General features: G+C 64.1%; 12 protein-coding genes. 4 read left to right on the top strand and 8 right to left on the bottom strand.

The features are described from left to right. Positions 1–71: 71 nt before the first annotated feature. From JL474_RS12295 to JL474_RS12285, 3 genes are all read right to left on the bottom strand, one after another. Positions 72–1,208, bottom strand: a complete 1,137-nt coding sequence (locus tag JL474_RS12295; protein WP_123634667.1) for a TRAP transporter substrate-binding protein — start codon at positions 1,206–1,208, stop codon at positions 72–74. 207 nt (positions 1,209–1,415) lie between these two features. After that, complete coding sequence (gene uvrD, locus JL474_RS12290; protein WP_203142284.1) at positions 1,416–3,581, bottom strand: DNA helicase II; 2,166 nt, start codon at positions 3,579–3,581, stop codon at positions 1,416–1,418. Between the two features lie 148 nt (positions 3,582–3,729). After that, a complete protein-coding gene (locus tag JL474_RS12285) occupies positions 3,730–5,184 on the bottom strand; it encodes an NAD-dependent succinate-semialdehyde dehydrogenase (RefSeq protein ID WP_123634665.1) in 1,455 nt (484 codons plus the stop codon). 359 nt (positions 5,185–5,543) lie between these two features. On the opposite strand from JL474_RS12285, the gene JL474_RS12280 reads away from it, so the two are divergent. Both JL474_RS12280 and JL474_RS12275 read left to right on the top strand, forming a co-directional pair. Then, positions 5,544–6,569 (top strand): histone deacetylase family protein, encoded by a 1,026-nt coding sequence (locus JL474_RS12280; RefSeq protein ID WP_123634664.1) that lies wholly within the window; start codon positions 5,544–5,546, stop codon positions 6,567–6,569. A gap of 321 nt (positions 6,570–6,890) precedes the next feature. Then, positions 6,891–7,112, top strand: a complete 222-nt coding sequence (locus JL474_RS12275) for a PA3496 family putative envelope integrity protein (protein WP_123634663.1) — start codon at positions 6,891–6,893, stop codon at positions 7,110–7,112. Positions 7,113–7,151: 39 nt separating this feature from the next. On the opposite strand, the gene thiI is transcribed toward JL474_RS12275, so the two are convergent. After that, complete coding sequence (gene thiI, locus JL474_RS12270; protein WP_203142283.1) at positions 7,152–8,600, bottom strand: tRNA uracil 4-sulfurtransferase ThiI; 1,449 nt, start codon at positions 8,598–8,600, stop codon at positions 7,152–7,154. Positions 8,601–8,788: 188 nt separating this feature from the next. Here thiI and ppnN point away from each other — a divergent pair, with 188 nt between their 5' ends. Continuing rightward, a complete protein-coding gene (gene ppnN / locus JL474_RS12265; RefSeq protein ID WP_203142282.1) occupies positions 8,789–10,159 on the top strand; it encodes a nucleotide 5'-monophosphate nucleosidase PpnN in 1,371 nt (456 codons plus the stop codon). Between the two features lie 55 nt (positions 10,160–10,214). On the opposite strand, the gene JL474_RS12260 is transcribed toward ppnN, so the two are convergent. After that, complete coding sequence (locus JL474_RS12260; RefSeq protein ID WP_407944062.1) at positions 10,215–10,499, bottom strand: c-type cytochrome; 285 nt, start codon at positions 10,497–10,499, stop codon at positions 10,215–10,217. Positions 10,500–10,802: 303 nt separating this feature from the next. On the opposite strand from JL474_RS12260, the gene JL474_RS12255 reads away from it, so the two are divergent. Further along, on the top strand, positions 10,803–11,912 hold the full coding sequence (locus JL474_RS12255) for an enoyl-CoA hydratase/isomerase family protein (protein WP_203142281.1): 1,110 nt from the start codon (positions 10,803–10,805) through the stop codon (positions 11,910–11,912). Positions 11,913–11,918: 6 nt separating this feature from the next. On the opposite strand, the gene JL474_RS12250 is transcribed toward JL474_RS12255, so the two are convergent. The 3 genes from JL474_RS12250 to JL474_RS12240 form a co-directional block, all read right to left on the bottom strand. Further along, complete coding sequence (locus tag JL474_RS12250) at positions 11,919–12,596, bottom strand: ankyrin repeat domain-containing protein (RefSeq protein ID WP_123634658.1); 678 nt, start codon at positions 12,594–12,596, stop codon at positions 11,919–11,921. A 95-nt stretch (positions 12,597–12,691) separates the two neighbouring features. Beyond that, a complete protein-coding gene (locus JL474_RS12245) occupies positions 12,692–14,833 on the bottom strand; it encodes a tRNA(Met) cytidine acetyltransferase TmcA (protein WP_203142280.1) in 2,142 nt (713 codons plus the stop codon). Positions 14,834–14,849: 16 nt separating this feature from the next. Next, positions 14,850–15,233: a DUF2237 family protein gene (locus JL474_RS12240; protein WP_203142279.1), complete on the bottom strand. Its 384-nt coding sequence runs from the start codon at positions 15,231–15,233 to the stop codon at positions 14,850–14,852. Between the last annotated feature and the right edge of the window lie 12 nt (positions 15,234–15,245).

The raw sequence follows: 15,245 nt of genomic DNA, 5'->3' as shown, positions 1-15,245 counted from the left end.
GGATCGGACACATTAAACCCCGGCATGTCGCCATGCCGGGGCTTTTTGGTCAGACCGATTCGGAAGCCGAATCAACCTTCGTTCTTGTCACCCTCACGAATGTTCAGGTAAGTCCGCTCGGAAATATCGGTATACGGCACGACCTTGTCGCGGAAGGCTTTGTAGGACTCGTAGGCCTTGCGGGCCATGTCGTCCTTCTCGGCCAACTCCTTGACGGTTTCCGCCGACATCTCGCGCAGGCGATTGAGCACATCGTCCGGGAAGCGGCGCAGCTTCACGCCCTTCTCTTCCACCAGCTCCTTGAGGGCCTGGTTATTCTGCGCGGTGTACTCCGCCAGCATGTCCGCGTTCATCTCACGGGCCGCCACATCGATGATGACCTGGAGGTTTTTCGGCAGCTTGTTATAGGCGTCGGCGTTGACGATCAGCTCCAGTGCGGTACCCGGCTCGTGCCAGCCCGGATAATAGTAGTACTCGGCAATCTGGTGCAGACCGAAGGCCAGGTCGTTGTAGGGACCCACCCACTCGGTGGCGTCGATGGTGCCGGTCTGCAGCGCGGTGAAGATCTCGCCGCCCGGCAGGTTGACCGGGGTACCGCCGGCTTTTTCCAGCACGTCGCCGCCGATGCCCGGAATCCGCATTTTCAGACCCTTGAGGTCGTCGACGCTGTTGATTTCCTTGTTGAACCAGCCACCCATCTGGACGCCGGTGTTGCCGCCCGGCCAGGGGATCACGCCAAACGGTTTGTAGGCTTCGCGGTAGAGTTCCAGACCGCCGCCATGGAACATCCAGCCGTTGTATTCCTGGGCGGTCAGACCGAAGGGAACGGTCGAGAAGAACTGGGCGGCGGGAATCTTGCCTTTCCAGTAGTAGCCAGCCCCGTGGCCCATCTCAGCAGTGCCCTGGGAAACGGCGCTGAACACTTCCAGGGCCGGCACCAGGTCGCCGGCGCCATAGACGGTGATGTCGATCTGGCCGTCGGTCATCTCGCGAACGCGGTCGGCAAAGTGTTCAGGCGCGGTGCCCAGACCCGGGAAGTTCTTCGGCCAGGTGGTGACCATCTTCCACTTGTAGGTCTGCTTCTCCGCAGCGGGGGCCGCCGCCTGGTCAGTCGACGCCGAAGAGCCGCTCTCTTCCTGGGAACAACCCGCCAGACCGAACCCCAATGCGCCAGCCACAACGGCCGCTAAAAGGTTGCGACGTTTCATGTTTTCTCCTTTCTTGCTTTTATCATTGTTTTTTAAGGCGCCGGAGTCACGGGGACACTCAAACGTCACGCGCTCCTGCGCTCTTTCCTGCACCGGAAACCCCGGCTAAAACGCGACATCCTCCAAGGGTGTACCATAAATCGGCCGCTGACTCTTATTCAAAAGTATGAGAGTCGCAATCATTTGACAGAACAAGTGCTCACTGCCTCAGAGTCGCTCCAAAGGAGCATAGGCCAGGACGAGCCATTTTGCGCCATCGTCGAAGTTCACCTGCACCCGGGTATGGTGGCCGCTGCCCTCGCAGTTCATCACCACGCCTTCGCCGAACTTGGGATGGCGCACCCGCTGGCCCAGCTGCAGACCGGCGTCGGCCATGGGCGAGCTGTCGAACAGACCCTCGTTGGGCCGTTGGGTCAGCGCCGGGCGGGTGACGGTGTTGCGCAGGCGCACTTCCTGGATGCAGTCGCCGGGAATCTCCCGCACAAAGCGGGACAGGGCGTGGAATTTCTCCTGGCCGTAGAGCCGGCGGGATTCGGCGTAGGTCATCACCAGCCGTTTCATGGCCCGTGTGATGCCCACGTAGGCCAGGCGCCGCTCTTCTTCCATGCGCCCCGGCTCTTCCAGGGACATGCTGTGGGGAAACAGGCCTTCCTCGACGCCGGCCAGGAACACCAACGGGAATTCCAGCCCCTTGGCCGAGTGCAGGGTCATCAACTGGACGCTGTCCTGGTGTTCGTCCGCCTGGGACTCACCGGCGTCCAGCGCCGCCTGGGCGATGAATTCCGAGAGCGGGTCGATGCCGTCCTCCACCTCGAAATCCGCCATGGCGCTGACCAGTTCCTCCAGGTTTTCCACCCGGGCCTGGGCCTTTTCGCCTTTCTCGTTGGCGTGATGGTCCCGCAGGCCGCTGCCCTCGATGGCGCGCTGGGTGAGCTGCTTGAGATCCAGCTCGTCCTGGTCTGCCGCCAGGGACTCGATCAAGGCGATGAACTGCTGCAAGCCGGTCTTGGCCCGGCCTTTCATGGCGCCGGCTTCCAGCAGCCGTTCGGCCGCCTGCCACAGGGAAATGCTCTGGCCGGTGGCCAGTTCCCGCAGCTCGCCCAGGCTCTTGGCGCCGATGCCCCGCGGCGGCGTGTTCACCACCCGCTCAAACGCCGCATCGTCGTGACGGTAATGCACCAGACGCAGGTAGCCCAGGGCGTTGCGGATTTCCTGACGATCGTAGAAACGCAGGCCGCCGTAGACGCGATACGGAATCCCCTGGCGCAGCAGGGCTTCCTCCAGCACACGGGACTGGGCATTGGAGCGGTACAGGATCGCCGCTTCGCTGCGCAGGTTGCCGTCATCCACCCAGGCGCTGATGGTGTCGGCGATGTAGTTGGCCTCATCCTGCTCGTTGAAGGCGGCATAGAGGTTGATGAGTTCACCGTCGGGGCCGTCGGTCCACAGTTCCTTGCCCAGGCGGCCCTGGTTATTGGCGATGACCGCGTTGGCTGCCTTGAGGATGGTCTGGGTGGAGCGGTAATTCTGCTCCAGCCGGACCAGCCGCGCGTCCGGGAAATCCTGCTGGAATTTCTGGATGTTCTCGATCTTGGCGCCCCGCCAGCCGTAGATGGACTGGTCGTCGTCGCCGACGATGGTCATCGGTACCCGCTGGCCGGCCAGCACCTGCAGCCAGGCGTACTGGATGGTGTTGGTGTCCTGGAACTCGTCCACCAGGATGTGCTGGAAACGGCGCTGGTAGTGGCCCAGCAGCTCCGGCTTCTTGAGCCAGAGTTCGTGGGAGCGCAACAGCAGTTCGCCAAAATCCACCAGCCCGCTGAGCTGGCACTGCTTCTCATACTGGCGGTAGATCTTGAGCATCACTGAAACGAAGTGGTCGCCCGGGTTGTCCTGGATGTGATCGGCCCGCAGCCCCTCGTCTTTCTGGCCGTTGATGAACCATTGCACCTGTTTCGGCGGCCAGCGTGTTTCGTCGATCTGCAGATCGCGCATGACCCGCTTGATCAGGCGCAGCTGGTCGTCGCTGTCCAGCACCTGGAAGTTTTCCGGCAACCCGGCGTCCTGCCAGTGGGCCCGCAGCAGGCGATGAGCGATGCTGTGGAAGGTGCCGAACCAGAGGCCGTAGCCGGACAGGTTCATCATCTCCGAGATCCGGTTGCGCATCTCCCGCGCCGCCTTGTTGGTGAAGGTCACCGCCAGCAGCCCGGTGGCCGGCACCTGGTCCACCTGCATCAGCCAGGCCATCCGGTGCACCAGCACGCGGGTCTTGCCGGACCCGGCGCCGGCCAGCACCAGCAGATGGGCGTTCTGGGCGGTCACGGCCTCGCGTTGGGCATCGTTGAGGGGATCTATGATCGGGGAGACGTCCATCGGGAACCATACAGTCGGGAAATGAAGAGCGACGATTATAACAAGCTGACGCTGTGGATCACGCCATGTCGGTCTGGCGGGCGGAATCGTTCAAATCGGGCAGGAACAGCGCCCGCTCCCGGCCGGGAACGGGCGCAATGGGAGGCAATCAGGCGCCGCGGGGTACGGTCTGGGGTTCAACGAATTCGAACAGCCCTTCGATGCCGCCCTCACGGCCGATGCCGGAGGCCTTCATGCCACCGAACGGCGCTTCCGGCGTTGGGCCGGTGCCGGTGTTCCAGCCCACGTGGCCAAAGCGCAGGCCACCGATCACCCGGCTGGCACGGGCGTCGTCGTTGGTGAAGACGTAGGCGGCCAGGCCGAACTCGGTGTCGTTACCCGCCTCGATGACTTCGTCCTCATCCCGGAACAGCGCCATGGGCACGAACGGCCCGAAGGTCTCCTCGCGGGAGCATTCCATATCCCGGGTGATGCCGGTGACCACCGTGGGCGGGTAGAACAGGTCCTTGCCGCTCAGGGTGTCCGGATTGGGGCCGGCCACCAGCTTGCCGCCCTGGGCCAGCGCATCGGACACGTGGCGGCGCACCTTGTCGAACCCGGCCTTGTTGATCAGCGGGCCAATGTCCACGCCGTCTTTCATGCCGTCACCGACCGTCATGCGGTTAACCCGCTCCGCCAGTTTCTCACCGAAACTGTCGGCGACCGTCTCATGCACGAAGATGCGGTTGGCGCAGACGCAGGTCTGGCCGCCGCCACGGAACTTGTTGGCGATGAGGTTATCCGCCGCCGCGTCCAGGTCGGCGTCATCGAACACGATGAACGGCGCGTTACCGCCCAGTTCCAGGGCCAGCTTCTTGACCCAGCCGGTGCTGTCGGCCATCAGGGTACGGCCCACTTCAGTGGACCCGGTGAAGCTGATCATCGGCACGTCCGGCGACTCGCAGAACAGCTTGCCGATCATGCTGGACTTGCCCATCACCAGATTGACCATACCCTTGGGAATGTCCACGTGCTGGTCGATCAGGCTGAACATGGCGATCATGGTCAGCGGCGTTTCGCTGGCCGGTTTGATGATCGACGGGCAGCCGCCGGCCAGGGACGCGGACAGCTTCTTGGCGATCATGCCGATGGGGAAGTTCCACGGGGTGATCAGCGCGGCCACGCCCACCGGCCGGTAATGAACCGTCCAGGTACAGTTCTTGGGCTTTTCATCGATGGTGTGGGAATCGAGCGTGTCGATGTTCTTGGCGCAGTAGTCGAAGAAGCCGGCGGCGTATTCCACCTCGCCTTGGGCTTCCTTCAGCGGTTTGCCGTGCTCCAGGCACAGGATCCGCCCCACTTCCTCTTTATTGCCCAGCAGGGCATCGCGAATCCCCACCAACCATTTACGGCGGGTTTCCAGATCGTAGGGTTCGGTCAGGCGCAGCGCCTGTTTCGCCTCACTGATGGACCGTTTCACGTCGTCTTCGGACATCGACGCGACCTGGGCAATGACCTCGCCCGTTGCCGGGTTGTAGACATCAATCGAGTTGCCCGTCGAAGTATTGACCCACTGCCCTCCGATATAACCATCAAAATGCGTCAATAACGGTGACTGAATCATGTCGGCTCCTTGTGATGAGAGGGTCCTGCCAACGATGGCGCTATAAACGTGTGCAACACCCTCATTGAGGCTCATGCAAGGCTGCCAGGTATCGGCAGCTTGCCTGAAAGTACACCCATCATTGGGGAAAGGTGACGCGAGACACTTGCTCACAAGCTGCGACAACCTAGCCCATGTGTCGTTCCATAGTGGCTGATGCATCTGCATTGGACAAGTCATCCCCGGTTGGTCATTGCCGGGAGCAAGTGCGCGGATGGCACCCGTAGCACACGCGGGTTGAGCCCGGCTCGAATCGACGCTTATACTCGGATGGCGTGTACAGATTTCGTCCGGTCGCAACCGAACCAGGGAGCCGAGCTATGAAAGCGTTCTTTCATCCTGCACAGGATCTGCACAATCCCAAGACGTACTTCACCCGCGGCCAGATGCGCCAGCCCCAGGAGGTTCCCGCCCGCACCGGCCAGATGATCGAAGGCCTGCATTCGCTGGAGTTCGACGTGCTCGAACCCTGCGACCAGGGGGCCGGGCCCATCTCGAAGGTGCACGATCTCAACTACCTACGCTTCCTGGAATCCTGCCACCGCGAATGGATGGCGATTCCGGACGACTGGGGTGACGAGGTCATGTCCAATGTGTTCGTACGCTCCCCCAACGCCCTGCGCGGTGTGCTGGCCAAGGCCGCCCGCTACCTGGCCGACGGCAGCTGTCCGGTGGGCGAGCACACCTGGAAGGCGGCCTATTGGTCCGCCCAGACCGCCCTCGGTGCCGCCGACGCCATCCTCGCCGGCGACCGCAGCGCCTACGCCGTCTGCCGCCCGCCGGGCCATCACGCCCGTAAAGACGCCGCCGGCGGCTTCTGTTACCTGAACAACGCCGCCATCGCCGCGGAAGCGCTGAAGAAGCGCTACGACAAGATCGCCATCCTCGATACCGACATGCACCACGGCCAGGGGATCCAGGAGATCTTCTACGACCGGGATGACGTGCTCTACGTGTCGATCCACGGCGACCCCACCAACTTCTACCCGGTGGTGTCCGGGTTCGAAGACGAGAAAGGGGAAGGCAAAGGCTATGGCTACAACATCAACATGCCCATGCCCCACGGTTCCTCGGAGGACTTCTTCTTCGAGAAACTGGAAGAAGCCATGACGGCGATCCGGCTGTTCCAGCCCGATGCCCTGATTCTCACGCTGGGTTTCGACATCTACATGAACGACCCGCAGGCCAAGGTCTCGGTCACGTCCGAAGGCTTTGCCCGCATCGGCAAGCGCATCGCCGCCGCCAACGTGCCCACGCTGGTGGTGCAGGAAGGCGGCTACGACATCGATTCGCTGGCCGAGAACATTCGCCAGTTCTTCGGGGGGCTGGAAGGACGCTCCCAATAAGGCGGAAGGCGTCCACTCTGGAAACCGAAAACCGACCAGCAAAGGCACGCGACTTGCTGGTCGGTTCACAAGAAAAACAACGTTGTGCAACGGCAGGCTTTCACGCCGTTGTCACACGGAAGCCGTAGGCTTTGTTGCATCCGGCGACGCACGGCAACAGTGCATGCCGGACGCAATCGGGTCAGGAAGTCGCTGAAGCCATTCGAATGGAGGGTGTCGGGCGATGCCCGCACATTCCTTTCGGTTTGGCCGTTGATCGGCACCGTACCGGCGCCGGTGATCGGGCAGCGCTTCCTCATTTTCCAGAGGAGGATGTGACGCGTGCGAACGACAGCCAATACCACCACCCACGAGCCGAACCAGCCGGTCGAATCGGTTCAGGCTGAAATCCTTTCCATTTTCGATCATCTCCAGCGTGATGAAATGCGCGACCGGGAGCAGGCCGCGGCCAAGCGCCGTCTGGCGGCACGCCGGGCCATCGAGCAGCATTACGAGCGCAAGGCGCTGGAAGCCTCGATTCGCGACGGCTGGCTGGACGATTGAAACGGGAAACCGGGCGCCTGATGGGCGCCCGTTAAAGACTCAGGCGGGGACGTACACCATCACGTTGTCGACACCGGATGCTTTCAGGTGCCCGGCGTGCATGCGGCTCATGGTGCCCTTGTCGCAGTAGAGCAGATAACGGCAGTCGGCGGTCAGTTCGTCGACGCGCTGGTTCAGCTCATAGAACGGAATGTGCAGCACCTCGTTGTTGGTCAGGTGCAGCGGCGCCCTTTCCTCTTCATTCGGGTGGCGCACGTCGATGATCACGTCATCCACTCCCGGCGTCTGCACCAGCTCGACCTCTTCCGGCGTGCTGATGGAATCCAGGATACGCTGGATCGGCGTTTCCACCCGCGACTCGATCGCCCGCTCCAGGACCGACGGATCCATTTTCGCCTCTTCCGCCTCGACCCGGTGCAGCTTGGCCCGGGTGACCGGTCGGCTGGAGATCACACCGCAGTATTCCGGCATGTTGCGGGAGAAACTCTCCGTGCCGATCTGTTCGGCGGTGCGGATGATGTCCACCTTGTCCATGGTGATCAGCGGTCGCAGCACCACTTCCTCGCTGGCGCGATCCACCACGTTCAGGTTGGCCAGGGTCTGGCTCGACACCTGGGCCACCGCGTCGCCGGTCACAATCGCCTTGGCCATGCCGGTCTGGGTGATCGCGGCCGCCGCCTTGAGCATCATGCGCTTGAGCACCACGCCCATATGGCGGTGATCCACCGAGCGCATGATCTCGCCCACCACGTCTTCGAACGGCACCGAAATAAACTTCACCGAGTGGGAGGAACCGTAGCGGGACCACAGGTAATGCGCCACCTGCTTCACCCCCACTTCGTGCGCCGCCCCACCCAGGTTGAAAAACAGGAAGTGCGTGCGCAGCCCCCGGCGCATGGTCAGGTACGTGGAGACGGAGGAATCGTAGCCCCCGGAAATCAGCGATACGGCGGTTTCGACACTGCCCAGCGGGTAACCGCCCAGCCCTTCGAAGCGCCGCTCAACGATGTGGTAACGGTCGTGGATGACTTCGATCCGCACCTGCTCGTCGGGATCCTTGAGCCTGACACCGCTGGCTCCGGATTGCGCCAGCAGGACGCTGCCCACCAGGCGCTCCAGATCGGCGGAGGAAAAGTCATGCTCACCGGTGCGCCGACCGCGCACGGCAAAGGTCTTGCCCGCCAGCGCCTCGCCCCAGACGGCCAGGGCGCGCTCGGCCACGTCGTCCAGCGTGGTCAGCGGGTAATCCCGGACTTCCAGGAAATTGCTGATGCCGGGAATGCAGGCGAGCCGGTCCACGAGGGGCTGGCTGTCGAGCTCGTCCGGAACGATGACGTCCACCCGGTCCCAACTGCCTTCGACGCGAATACGGTCGTCGACACGACGCAGGATTTTGCTGACATTCTGGCGCAACTGACGGATCTGCTGGCGACGGACGGGCTTGCTCTTGATGGCTACTTCGGCGCTGGGTCGTATCAGGAAATTCATAATCTGGATGTTGGCTGGCTGATCAAAAAACGCACATTCTACCGACGTGCCGCGACATTTAAAAATACGCAAGGTCCGAACGGCGGGGGCGCAAGTGTGTCACAGTGTTCATTGGCGTGCATCTCGCTTCTCCCGAACCGCTCCAAAACCGTTACACTCATAGGAAACCATCAACAAAGAGCATTTCCATGACGCAGGAAACCATCAATGCCCTGGTCTCTCCCGAGGGCAGCCTGGAGATTCTCTCCAGTCATGAAGTCAACCGGCTCAAGGATAAGAGCGAAGGCGGCCTGTACCGCCTCTTCCGCCAGTGCGCCCTGGCCGTCATGAACATCGGCGTGGACATCGACGACTGCAAGGACCTGATGGAACGCTACGCGGATTTCGACATTCGTCTGGTGCCCCAGCCGCGGGGCCTCAAGCTGGAACTGATCAACGCGCCCATCGACGCCTTCGTCGACGGCGAGATGCTGCGTGGTATCCGCGAGCACCTGTTCTCGGTCCTGCGCGACATCATCTACGCCCATTCGGTGCTGGGCAGCTACCCGGGCCTGTCCAACGACGACCCGGACACCATCACCAACCGGGTGTTCCACATCCTGCGCAACGCCCGGGTCATGCAGGCCGGGCGCCATCCGGACATCGTGGTCTGCTGGGGCGGGCACTCGATCAGCCGTGAAGAGTATGTCTACAGCAAGGAAGTCGGTCACGAGCTGGGCCTGCGCGGCCTGAGCATCTGTACCGGTTGCGGCCCCGGCGCCATGAAGGGACCGATGAAAGGTGCCACCATCGGCCACGCCAAGCAGCGGGTCAAGAACGGCCGCTACATCGGCATCACCGAACCGGGCATCATTGGCGCCGAGCCGCCCAACCCGATCGTCAACGAACTGGTGATCCTGCCGGACATCGAGAAGCGTCTGGAAGCGTTCGTGCGGGCCGGGCACGGCATCATCGTCTTCCCCGGCGGCGTGGGCACGGCGGAGGAAATCCTCTACCTGCTGGGCGTGCTGCTGCATCCGGAAAATCGGGATCTGCCCTTCCCGGTGGTGTTCACCGGACGGCCGGAGAACGCGGAATATTTCGAGATGATCGACCGCTTCATCCGCAACGCCCTGGGCGAAGAAGCCGCGGCGCGCTACCAGATCATCATCGACGATCCGGTGCGGGTGGCCCAGACCATGAAACAGGGGATGGAGGAAGTTCAGGCGTTCCGCCGGTCCGCCCAGGACGCCTACTATTTCAACTGGATGCTGAAGATCGATCCGATATTCCAGGCGCCGTTCGAACCCACCCACGAAAGCATGCGCGAGCTGGAGCTACACCGGAACCAGCCGGCCCATCTGATCGCCGCCAACCTGCGCAAGGCCTTCAGCGGCATTGTCGCCGGCAACGTGAAGGAACAGGGCGTCCGTCAGGTGCAGGAACGCGGCCCCTTCGAGATCTCCGGGGACCAGGAACTGCTCGAGCCCCTGGAAGAGCTGCTCACCGCCTTCGTCCAGCAGAACCGGATGAAGCTGCCGGGGGCCGCCTACAAGCCGAGCTACCGCATCGTGAACTAGGTGATCGCGGGAGGGAGCCCGGTGATTCCGGCCACTCCCTCCACAAGGTGCCGTGTTATTTGCCGCCGGCCGGCAGGCTGGAGAAGTAGGCGGCGAGGTTGGCAATGTCCTCATCGCTCAGGGCCGCGGCCTGCCCCTGCATGATCGCCGCCTGACCGCCCTGGCGATTGCCGCCCTTGTAGGCTTTCAGCGCCATGACCAGGTACTGCTCATTCTGGCCGGCCAGGTTCGGATAGGTCGGAATCTGCGCATGGCCGTTCTGGCCGTGGCAGGCAGCGCAAACGGCAGCCTTGGCCTTGCCGGCTTCAGGGTTGCCTTCCGCCTGGGCGGCCAGGGGCATGGCAACGGCCAGCGCCAGTGCGATGGGAGTCAGTACCTTCATGATATGTCCTCGTTCCTGTTCTCTCTCAATTTTGGAAAAGCCCTTATACGACTCATGCTTATACCATAGGGAAAACCAACGGAAAATTCGCCCGTTGGCCCTGATTCTTTAGAACCGGATGCCCATCCAACTTTGGTCGCAGCGATCGTCGACGGATGCAGGTGACATCGCGAGGGCGATCCGGTCATCATGACTGGAACCTCTGATTCATGTTTTTGCCGCCCCGGGCGGCCCACCATTTTCGGGAGCCAAGAAACACCCATGTCCATCCACACTGAAACCCGGGCCTGTACCGAAGGCCAGATCGGGCTGATCACTCTGGATTCCCCGCACAACCTCAACGCCCTGTCCCTGGAGATGATCAACGTGCTGCAGGACACGCTGGACCGATGGGCGGCCGATCCGGCGATCTGTCTGGTCCTGTTGTGGGGCGCCGGTGAGCGGGCTTTCTGCGCCGGCGCCGATATCCGCCAGTTGCATGGCATGATCGGTGGTGAGGACGGCATCCGCCAGGCCACCCGGTATTTCGAGGCCGAGTATCGCCTGGACCACACCCTGTACGTCTATCCCAAACCCCTCGTCTGCTGGGCCCACGGCTACACCATGGGCGGCGGCCTGGGTTTATTGTCGGGCTGCCGTTATCGCTTGCTGGCACCATCGGCACAACTGGCGATGCCGGAGGTCAGCATCGGACTGTTCCCGGATGTGGGCGCCGGCTATTTCCTCAACCGGCTGCCGGAGGGCATCGGGCTGTTCCTGGGGCTGACCGGCGCGCGACTGAACCAGGCCGACAGCCTGCGCATCGGACTGGCCGACCTGGCAGTGGCCGACGAATCACCGGACGCCCTGTTGCAGCGTCTGCTGGAGACCCGCTGGACCGGCGACGTCGCCGCCGACGACAATCGCCTGTACCGGCTGCTGGCGCAGTTCACCCGGGATCAGACCATCGACCTGCCGGACAGCGAGCTGGCCAAACACGAGCAGCGCATTGCCCGCCTGTGCCGCGGCGAATCGCTGCCGGACATCATCCACCAGCTGACCAGTGAAACCGTCGAGGACGATCCCTGGTGGCAGACAGCCATCAACAACCTCACCGAAGGCTGCCCGACCACCGCCTGGCTCATCTGGGAACAGCTGCGGCGGGCCCGCCAGTTCAGTCTCAAGGACATTTTCCGCATGGAACTGATCATGGCGGTGCGCTGTTGCGAAGGGGATGAACTGCAGGAAGGGATCCGGGCCCGGCTGATCGATCGGGACAACCAGCCGCACTGGCAGTACCCGACCGTAGATGCAGTGCCGTACGCCGATGTCGAGCGTTACTTCACTGCGCCCTGGGCGCCGGCCGACGACCCACTGGCGGACCTGGACTGAACCGGCCTATTGGCGCGCGCCGGCCTGCACCAGCAGCATCTCGATGTCGCCCAGGTTGCGCTGACGGGCGATGGACAGGGCGGAGCTCCCGTCCTCGCCACGATAACTGACATCGGCCCCGGCGGCGATCAGCACTTCAGTCATCAACAGGTCGCCGTTGCGCACCACGTGCATCAAAACGGATTCGCCGTCGTGAGCAATATTGACGTTGCCCCCGGCATCCAGCAGCGTGCGCATCACCGACAGGTTGCCGGCCTCCGCAGCCGCCGCCACCGCTGTGGTGCCGTCGGAACCGCTGGCATTGACGCCGGCGCCGGCGGACAGCATCAGCTTCACCAGGCGCTGGCTGCCCTCTGCCGAGGCCGCAATCAGCGGCGTCTGCCCGCGGGCGTCCGCCAGATTGGGATCCGCCCCCTGCTGCAACAGGTACCAGGCGATGCGGTCGTGACCCGCAGTCGCCGCCGCTGTCAGCGGCGTACCGTCCGCGGTGACCTGGTTCAGGGACGCGCCGGCGGCCACCTGGTCCTGCACCGCCGGCAGGTCGCCCTGCATCACCGCGCTCACCAGGGGCGAAGACTGATTCGCCCGATGCACCGTTTCCAGATTGACGGGTTGCGGCTGACCGGAGCAGGCGGACAGGACAATCAGGGCAAGGGCGAGGCAGGCAAGCACGCGTTTGGGCATGGCGGTATTCCGGTCGTTTTCAGGTTGGCCCATTCTGCCCAAGCGGATCAGGCCAATGACATCGAGTGGGTCACAGAAGCAGGCCGTCGCCCGGCTTAATGTGGCGGGATGTCGACCGGTTCAAGCAATTTCCCGGCAAGTTGCCGCAAGCGCTGCTCGGCATCCCGGCGGCCGCGGCACAATCCGGCCGATTGCAGCTCGGACCAGGACCAGCCCTGCAGAACCGCCCGGCACCAGAGAGTCGCCCCAGTGTCCACCGCCAGCGTTTCACTGACCCCCGGTTGCAGGGACAACCGCACCAGCGGCAGACGGGACAGCTCGAACAGCCGGTAACCGTCGGCAAAGGCGGCCAGCTCGGTCCGGTCCATGGGCGTCAACGGCACCGAGGCGACCCAGTCGCGGCCCAGCGCCAGGGCCAGCTCCGGCTCCAGCGTCCGGAAGCTGTCGCCCAGCAACAGCGGCCAGTGTTCGGCGAACCGGGTCTGCAAGCGCAGCAGCAGGTCCATCCCCGCGGCCGACAGGGCCAGCCCCATCTGCAGGGTGTGTTCGCCACTGCTCGCCGAGCGGTGCAGGCCCAGGCGCAGCGGATAGAGACCGGCGCGGCGCCAGAACGCCAACAGGGGCGCGGTGGCTCCGAAGCTGGTCCCGAACAGGTCAAATCCCGCTTCCCGGCTGTCGTCCCGGGCAGCGGCCAGCAATCGCTGCCCAATCCCCGCTCGCCTTAGTTCGGGCACCACAGCAATTCGCACCACACGCCGGGTGCGAACGGTGGCCGCCTCCGCCAGGCCCCCGTGGCAGGCCAGCGACTGGGCCAGCAGGTGACCACGGATGCGTCGCTCGCCCCGCATCACCTGCTCCGCCAGCGCGGGTTCCAGACCGCCTTCGGCGCTGGCCCACAGAACCCCGACAACCGCATCGTCCGAATCGCTGCGGGCCAGCCAGCTGCGGGCGTGCGGATCGTCCAGCCACTGGCGCAGATCCGCCGGTGTGGTGCGGTAATGGGCGTCGGTCAGCAGGCCGAAGGCCTGGGCCAGGGTGTTGGCATCCGCCTCGGCCGGGTACCAGGACTCGATGCGAATGTCCGCCTGCGGCGACAACCCGGTGGCGCTTTCGGCATCCAGCAGGAACAGGCGATTGACCAGATCCTCGAACGGATCGCCTTCGCGCCAGCGAATCGGCTGCGACAGGCGCTGCGTCCGCCACTGGGGCGTGAGCCGGTCCAGCACCTCCCGGAAGCGCACGTCAAAGCCCCGGCCGGTGCCTTCATAACCGTGGACCGTGGTGGCGAAAACCACTCGCGGCCAGCCGGTCAGGATATCGGCCAGCAGCGGTGCCGGCAGGCCGGCCGCTTCGTCCACCAGGACCACGCCGGCCTCGGGACGCTCCTGCAGCAACACGTCCACCGGCAGGAACTCCAGGCAGTGATCGTCCAGCCACAGCCGGTGGCCTTCCCGCCTGGCGCCGGGCCAGTGCGCTTCCGCCGCCGAAAACAGGGTCTCCACCGCCTCGAACCGGGGCGCGGTCACCAGGATGCGCGTCCACTTGTCCTGAAGCAGCTGCGCTGCGGCCCGTCCCAGGGCGGTGGACTTGCCCCGCCCCCGATCGGCTCGGATCACCAGCGGACGCCGGCGGCGACCTACTCCGGTCTGAAGAATGGCGTCGATCGCGGCCGACTGATCCGGCGTCTCGGTGGGCTGGAACGGCGCGCCGGCGGCGTCCATGCCGAGGTCTCCGATGACCTCACCCGAAGCGCACAGCCGCACCACAGCCGGGTGGGCGTCCAGGACGCCGGCCATACGCGTGAGGAAGGGATGCCGGTCAGTGTCGGCCAACCCGGTGCGGGCATAATCCGGATCATCAAAGCGCCCCCACTCGGCCAGTGGCGGCATCAGCCAGACCAGCAGGGCGCCGGCAGCGAGCGTGCCCATCAGGGCCGCCAGGTCATCCGGCGGATTACCGGCGCGGCCGTCCCAGATCACCAGATCCAGCTCACGACCCAGCCATTCGTGCGCCTTGGTTGGTCGAACCGCCGGAAGCGAGCGATCCGTTGGCGCAGGCGAAGAGCCCACCCAAAGGCACCGCGCCGGATCCGTCGACTGGCAGAGCGCCAAAGCATACTCGGCCGCCCCGGTGGCGTGGGCCTCCACCAACAGCAGGCGGCGTTCACCGGCGCGGCGCAGGGCAGCTTGCCACTTGCCTATCCGGTCGGCAGCCGGCCAGCCAACAGGTACGGTCACAGCAGCAGGCACCGGATCAGCTCAGGTCCACCGCGTGCTGTTTGAGGGCCTCCAGGTCGCAGTGTTCGAGCGCGGCCTGGTGCGTCGCGAGCAACCGGACCCGGGGCGCCTTGCCGGCCTCGTACGCCTCGGTCCAGCGACCGGCGCACAGGCACCAGGCGTCACCGTCGCGAAGGCCGGGAAAGCCGAACTCCGGGCGGGGCGTGGACAGGTCGTTGCCCTGAAGGCGCGAGAATTCCAGGAAATCGTCGGTGACCACCGCGCAGACGGCATGCACGCCCAGATCGTCCGGCCCGACGTTACAGCAACCGTCCCGGTAGAAGCCGGTCTGGGGATCGTAACCGCAATCGGCCAGCGGCTGGCCCAGCACGTTGAGGGCGTCTTTTGGGGTCTGTGCCATGGTGTCTCTCCT

The sequence above is a fragment of the Marinobacter mangrovi genome (assembly GCF_016798325.1).
Taxonomy (GTDB): Bacteria; Pseudomonadota; Gammaproteobacteria; order Pseudomonadales; family Oleiphilaceae; genus Marinobacter_A; species Marinobacter_A mangrovi.
This window is presented reverse-complemented; position numbering and strand designations above follow the sequence as displayed.